The following is a 6,000-nucleotide window of genomic DNA, read 5'->3' as shown; positions in this document are numbered from 1 at the left end:
ATCGCCTCGCCGAGAGCGATGAGGAGGAACTGTTGGTACCGCTCGGCCAGGTGCTCGGCCGGCGGCGTCCGGACCGAGGGACGGTGCCGGGGCAGCCCGGGGCGTCCGGGCAGCGGGACGCCGTCAGTTCAGCCGGCGGCATCCGAGCCGGGCTCCGAGCCTGGCTCCCGGGCGGCGCGAAGTGCCTCCGTCGCCTGGGCCAGCAGCCGCGCCGAGTCGGTGCGCCCGCTCACCTGCAATTCCACTTCGGTGTCCCCGGCCTGGATCCGGATGCTGGCCTCGGTGCGCTGCTGGTCGACCCAGGACTGCAACAGGTTGAACAGCCCCGGAAGCAGCCCCTGGGCCAGCACCGCGATGATCACCGCGTCGCTGAAGCCCGGCCGGCCCCCGCCGCCGCCGGCCGTGCGCACCACCGGCCGGTATTCGGGGCGGCGGTGGATCCAGGTCAGCAGATCGACCGAGGGAGACTGCCGCTGCCGGGGGTTGATGGTCAGCCGGACGGGCAGCCGGGCTGCGATGTCGCTGTCGGTCACGGTCTGTCTCCCGGTCAGTTGTCGGAGGGTCGGAAGGTGACGTCGTCCCCGTCGGCGGTGGCGACGCCCGTGACGGTCAGCGCGTCGTCGTCGGTGAACGGTGAGCTGCTGCCGAAGTACGTGGTGGTGCCGCTGACCTGCACCCTGCCCTGGGTCTCCACCGGGGTGGACACCCGGGCGGTGCTCGGGCCGGTCAACTCGACGGCGATTTTCGGGTACTCCAGGATCTTCCAGGTGATCTTCTGCGTGGTGCCGCCGTAGTAGCGGAACGGGCAGCCGGGTGGGGCGGCCACGGTCTGCTTCGCGCACTCGTCCAACCAGGCGCGTACCCGGGCCTCGACCGCTTCGATCGCCGCCGGCTTGAGCACCGGCGCCAGTTGCAGGGTGGCGGCGGTCTCCCCCGGGCCCACCAGCACTGTCTCGCCCGGCGTCTCACTGAGCGCGCTGGACGGGCCGGTCGCGGTGTAGCCGCCGGGCAGCAGCACCAGCGGAGCGCCCTCGGTGGCGACCGGCAGCTCCACCCCGTTGAGCCGCACCCCGGGGTCGGCGATCGCGGCGTTGAGCGGGGTGGGCCCACCGCTCAACCGCCAGCCGTGGAAGAGGCCAGCGGTGGTCTCGTCCTCGCGGCGCAGGGTAAGGGTGCTGCTCTGGCGCGCGTCACCCAGCCGGTACGCAACGGTGGCGGTGGCGGTGTCGCCGTCGCGCTCCAACGAGCTGATCTCGACGTCGGTCGGTGGTTGGTAGCCCTTGCCGCGCAGCAGTTTGGCGAGAAGGTCGCGGTCGGTGCCGTTGCCCTGGTCGGTCAGGTAACCGAGGGCAGCCTCGCTGTCCCGGTCGGCGAGCGCGGAGAAGTAGCCGTCGATCGCCGCCTGGGGGCGGAAGAACGCCCACTGCACCACGCCGAGGCCGCTGGTGCCGAGGCAGGCGACCAGGGTGACGGCGCCGACCAGCAGCAACGTGCGGCGGGTGCCGACCGGGCCGGAGTCGTTGAACAGCCGGTCGACGGTGACGGGCTCGGTCGCGCCGGAGGGCATACCGGCCACCGAGGCCCGCTCCAACGCGTCGAGCCGCAGCTCGTGCGGCGGGTGGGTGGCGCAGACCGCCTCGTCCCAGCCGCTGCGGCCGGTCTCGAAGGACAGCCGCCGTTCCAGAATGCGCCGCAGCCCGTCGGCGTGCCCGGTGAGCACGGCGCCGAGGTCGGCCCGGTACTCGGCCGCGCGCACGTCGCGGGCGTGCAGCGGCAGCACCACGTACCGCATGGTGAGCAGCACCGGCCAGAAGAGCACGAAGACCACGAAGTTGGTGCCCGGATGGGGGAACGTCCGCATCAGCCAGGTCGGCAGGGCGTGCGCGAGGGTCAGTGGCAGGCCGACACCGCGGACGAAGGCGCTGGTGATCTCGTCCCCGGTGCGCCAGTGCACCAGCTCGTGGCTGAGCAGCGCGGCCACCTCGTCGTCCGGTTCGGCCAGCACGGCGGTGGTGACCACCACGTGCCGGGCGTACGTGCGGGCGTTGCTCAGGACCGGGTCGTCCTCCATGAGCAGCCGGGGCACGCTGGGCAGGCCGAGCCGTCGGGCGCAGTCGTCGAGCACGGGGCGAAGCCGCGCGTACTCGCGGCGGCTGGGCTGGCGCGCACCAGAGACGACCAGCAGGCGGGGTTCGAGCAGCACCCGGTAGAGCGTGTAGAGGACCCCGATCAGCGCCGCCGCGACGACAGTGCCGATCAGGCCGGTGAGCAGCGCGAAGGGCTCGTCGGCAACGCCCATCCAGGGCAGGGCCAGCACGGCGAGGAAGCCGACCAGGAAGCCGATGGCGAAGCCGGCGACGCCGCCGAGCATCCCACCGGAGCGGGTCAGGAACGCCTCGACCAGGGGGCCGATGAGCGGGACGTCGCGCAGCACCTGGGGCACCTGGTCGTCGGCGCCGGTCCCGACGGCGAAGAGCCCGACGACGCCGAACGTGAGACCGCCCCAGAACGCCAGGAGCAGCGCGACCGGCAGGTAGAACCAGGTGGCGAGGAACGCGCCGAGCACGCCGCGCCAGTCCCGCAGGATCCCGGCACGCAGCCAGACCAGCGCGCTCGGGTAGCCCGGTGGGCGGTCGGCGAACCCACCGGTGGGTGGCGGGGTGTCGGCCGACGGCGGTTGGGCGGCCCGGACGTCGAGCTGCGGCACGGTCGGCGGGGTGTTCTCCGGCGGCACGGTGGGCGGCTCGGTCATGAGCGCTGCTCCTTCTCGGCGGGCGTCATCCACTGTCGGGAATGGACAGCCGGAGCAGGCTATCGAGGGCATCTGATGTCTGCCACACCGTTTCCGGGGATCGTCGCGCACCCGACACTCCGTGTCGCGGGTGCGGTGCGGCGGTCCCCTCGGGACCGCCGCACCGGAGCGGGTCAGAGCGCGAGGCAGTTGGGTCGCACCGAGCCATCGACCAGGGCGCCGCGCACGATGGTGTACGCGGTGCCGTCGAGCACCAGGCCGAGGTGCCCCACCACCCGCAGCGGGCAGTACGACTGGATCAGCACGTTTTTCGCACCGTCGTTGACGGCGGCGTTTCCGGTCGGACGGACCAACTCGTCCTGGAGGGTGCGGATGGTGGTGTAGCGCACCGCGCCCGGGGTGTCGTCGCCGGCGTTGAGGTCAGCGAGGAACGCCGAGCCGATTGTCATCTGTTGGCAGGCCACGACGCCGGCACAGCTGCCCAGGCCGAGGAACGCCACGATGTTGGCGACGTACGTGCCGTACTGGGGTGTGCCCAGGCTGACGTAGCGACCGACGGTGGCGGTGCCGCCGAGCCGCTTGAGGTAGTACCTGCTGACCAGGCCCCCTTCGGAGTGGGCGACGACGTCCACGCTCGCCGCGCCGGTGGTGGCGCGTACCTGGTCGACGTAGTTGGCGAACGCGCGCGCCGAGGTGGGGATGTCACCGAGACCCAGGCCGGGTAGTTGGTAGATGAAGGCGCGGTAGCCGTCGGCGCGCAGCCGGGCGGCGATCGGCTCGTACGCGACGGCGACGCCGCTGAGCCCGCCGACCACGATCACGGGGTTGGCCGCCGCGGCGGCGAAGGGCGTCGTGCTGGTGGCGGTGGTGGAAGCGGGGGCGGCGGTCGCCGTGGCGGTGGACGCGAGAAGCGCGGCGGTGGCGAGGGCCAGGACGAGGGCGGTCTTTCGGAGCAGCATGGCTGCACCTCCGGGGGGAGGCACCCGGCGAACCGGGCAGGTGGGTGGGGGTGTCCGGTCGACCGTGCGACGATCATGCCCGCAACAATTTAGAAACGTCAATGACTTGTTACGCGCCGGTAACCCGTTGTTCCGGCGGGGGCGTAAACGGTCATACCGCTCCGCTCCATATCGGACGCTGCCGGTCGCTGGCATGCTGTCGCCGTGGCTGTCGATGAACCCACCGAGCGCGAGCTGCGGGTAATGCCGTGGTGGCTGGTCCTGGTTGGCCTGCTGGTCGCCATCGCCCTGGGCTGGCTGGTGCTGGACCTGCTGCTCAGCGAGGCCGACCGGGCCAGCCAACCGGACACCCGCGCCACGCTGCGCATCGACGCGATCCGCACCGGCCTGACCGTCGTCGCCGGCACTGGCGGAGGGCTCGCACTGCTGCTCGCCGCCCGCCGCCAGTGGATCGCCGAACGCGCGCAACGGCACGAGGAGAGCGTCGCCGCACGCGACCAGGTGCACCGGGACCGGGTGCAGGCACACGCTGAAGCGGTGGCCGAGGCCGCGCAGCGCCACCAGGACCGGCAGTCCGGGGCCGCCGAGCACGACGCGGCGGAGCGTCGACTGACCGAGCTCTACACCCGGGCGGTCGAGCTGCTCGGCAACGACAGCGCGGCGGTACGCCTCGGCGGCCTGCACGCGCTGGAACGCCTCGGCCAGGACAACCCGGGGCAGCGCCCGACCATCGCGGCGGTGCTGTGCGCGTACCTGCGGATGCCGGCGCCTGACGGCGAGCCGCGCGAGACGGAGGTCCGGCGCAGCGCGCAGCGCGTGCTGACCCGGCACCTGCGCGCGGACGACGCGGCCCACTGGCCGGAGCTGACGCTCGACCTGGCCGGCGCCACGCTCGTCGACTTCGACGCCGTCGGCTGCACGCTCGTCGACGCGACCTTCAGCGATGCGGTGTTCACCGGTACGACCACCTTCGCGGGCGCGACGTCGCGGGGGCGGCTGCTCTTCGGTGCGGCGACCTTCGACGAGGTGGTCTTCGACGGGCTCGTGGCCGGCGGCGAGGTCGTCCTCGACGGCATTCGCGTCGGCGGCGAGGCCAGCTTCGACGGTGCCGCCTTTCCCGGCGGTCTGTCCTGCCGGCGAGCCGGCTTCACCGGCCCGACCTCGTTCCGCCGGGTGACCTTCGGCCAGCCGACCAGCTTCGACGCGACCCGCTTCGAGGACGTCACCTCGTTTCGGGAGGCCGTCTTCGAGGGCGCCCTGTCGATGGAGCACACCGAGTTCGGCCGGTCGGCAAGCTTCCACGCCGTCCGCTTCACGAACATGGCGCTGTTCCGCTGGACGGTGTTCGGCGCGGAGGCGCTGTTCGACAGGGCCCGCTTCGTCGACGCCGCGAACTTCGGCCGGGCCCGGTTCCACAGCATGGTCAGCTTCCGCGACACCGAATTCAGCCGGCCACCGCAGGTCGAGCAGGCCCGGGCGGTGGCCGACAGCGGCCACCGCTGGCCGGCGGGCACGACAGTGGAGCGCCTCGACGACGAGTGGCTGCTGCTGGTCGACCGCTGATCGGCGGGCGGGCGTTCAGCGCCGGGCGGACGCGGCGTTCAGCGCCGCGCGACCGGGTGAGGCGTTCAGCGCCGCGCGGTCGGACAGAGCGTCAGCGCGGGGCGGCGGGCGGGCGCAGGCCGTCCAGGGCCACGCCGAGGACCCGGTCACGCTGCTCGGGTGACGGGAACTGGGCCATGGTCAGGCCACTGATCAGCCGCACCACGTCGTCGAAGCCGATGTCGTCACGGACCACACCGGCGACCTGCGCCCGACGCATCAGCGGCTCACCGGCGGAGAAGATCTCCGCCCGGCAGCTGGTGAAGATCTCGGAGTCGTGCAGCAGTTGCTCGGCGAGCGCCCGCTTGGTGGCGACGTACGCGACGAAGCGGTGCAGCCAGGCGACGAGCGCGTCCCAGGGTGGCAGCTCGGCCAGACCCTCGGCGGAGTGACACAGCGCCCGGACCTCCTCGACGTAGACGGCCTCGAACAGGTGCCGGCGGGTCGGGAAGTTGCGGTAGAGCGTGCCGATGCCCACGCCGGCCCGGCGGGCCACGTCCTCCAGGGAGGCGGCGGCGCCGTTCTCGGCGAACGCCTCGCGCGCAGCCGCGATCAGGGCGTCGTAGTTACGCCGCGCGTCGGCCCGCTTGGGCCGCTGGGCGAAGACCTCGGGCGCCTGCCCCGGGCTGGTCATGACGTGCGTCACCTCACTCTGCTTGCATCCGGAGGACGCCCTCCGCTAGCTTA

Annotated in this window: 5 protein-coding genes; 1 reads left to right on the top strand and 4 read right to left on the bottom strand. The window is 72.7% G+C overall.

Going from position 1 to position 6,000, the window contains the following annotated elements; genetic code table 11:
* Window positions 1-128: 128 nt before the first annotated feature.
* The 3 genes from AB0B68_RS28330 to AB0B68_RS28320 form a co-directional block, all read right to left on the bottom strand.
* Window positions 129-533 carry a hypothetical protein gene (locus tag AB0B68_RS28330; protein WP_357263916.1) on the bottom strand — a complete coding sequence of 135 codons (405 nt, stop codon included), beginning with the start codon at window positions 531-533 and terminating at the stop codon, window positions 129-131.
* 14 nt (window positions 534-547) lie between these two features.
* The gene (locus AB0B68_RS28325) at window positions 548-2,752 is read right to left on the bottom strand and encodes a M48 family metalloprotease (RefSeq protein ID WP_357263913.1); all 2,205 of its coding nucleotides are present in this window, start codon (window positions 2,750-2,752) and stop codon (window positions 548-550) included.
* Window positions 2,753-2,925: 173 nt separating this feature from the next.
* Complete coding sequence (locus AB0B68_RS28320) at window positions 2,926-3,711, bottom strand: alpha/beta fold hydrolase (protein ID WP_357263910.1); 786 nt, start codon at window positions 3,709-3,711, stop codon at window positions 2,926-2,928.
* A gap of 204 nt (window positions 3,712-3,915) precedes the next feature.
* On the opposite strand from AB0B68_RS28320, the gene AB0B68_RS28315 reads away from it, so the two are divergent.
* Complete coding sequence (locus AB0B68_RS28315; RefSeq protein ID WP_357263907.1) at window positions 3,916-5,274, top strand: pentapeptide repeat-containing protein; 1,359 nt, start codon at window positions 3,916-3,918, stop codon at window positions 5,272-5,274.
* A gap of 91 nt (window positions 5,275-5,365) precedes the next feature.
* Here AB0B68_RS28315 and AB0B68_RS28310 read toward each other — a convergent pair whose 3' ends face one another.
* The gene (locus tag AB0B68_RS28310; RefSeq protein ID WP_357207659.1) at window positions 5,366-5,947 is read right to left on the bottom strand and encodes a helix-turn-helix domain-containing protein; all 582 of its coding nucleotides are present in this window, start codon (window positions 5,945-5,947) and stop codon (window positions 5,366-5,368) included.
* Window positions 5,948-6,000: the final 53 nt, after the last annotated feature.

The organism is Micromonospora sp. NPDC049049, from assembly GCF_040649115.1.
Classification (GTDB): Bacteria; Actinomycetota; Actinomycetes; order Mycobacteriales; family Micromonosporaceae; genus Micromonospora.
Note: the sequence above shows the minus strand (reverse complement) of the source record. Positions and strands in the feature narration are given on the sequence as shown.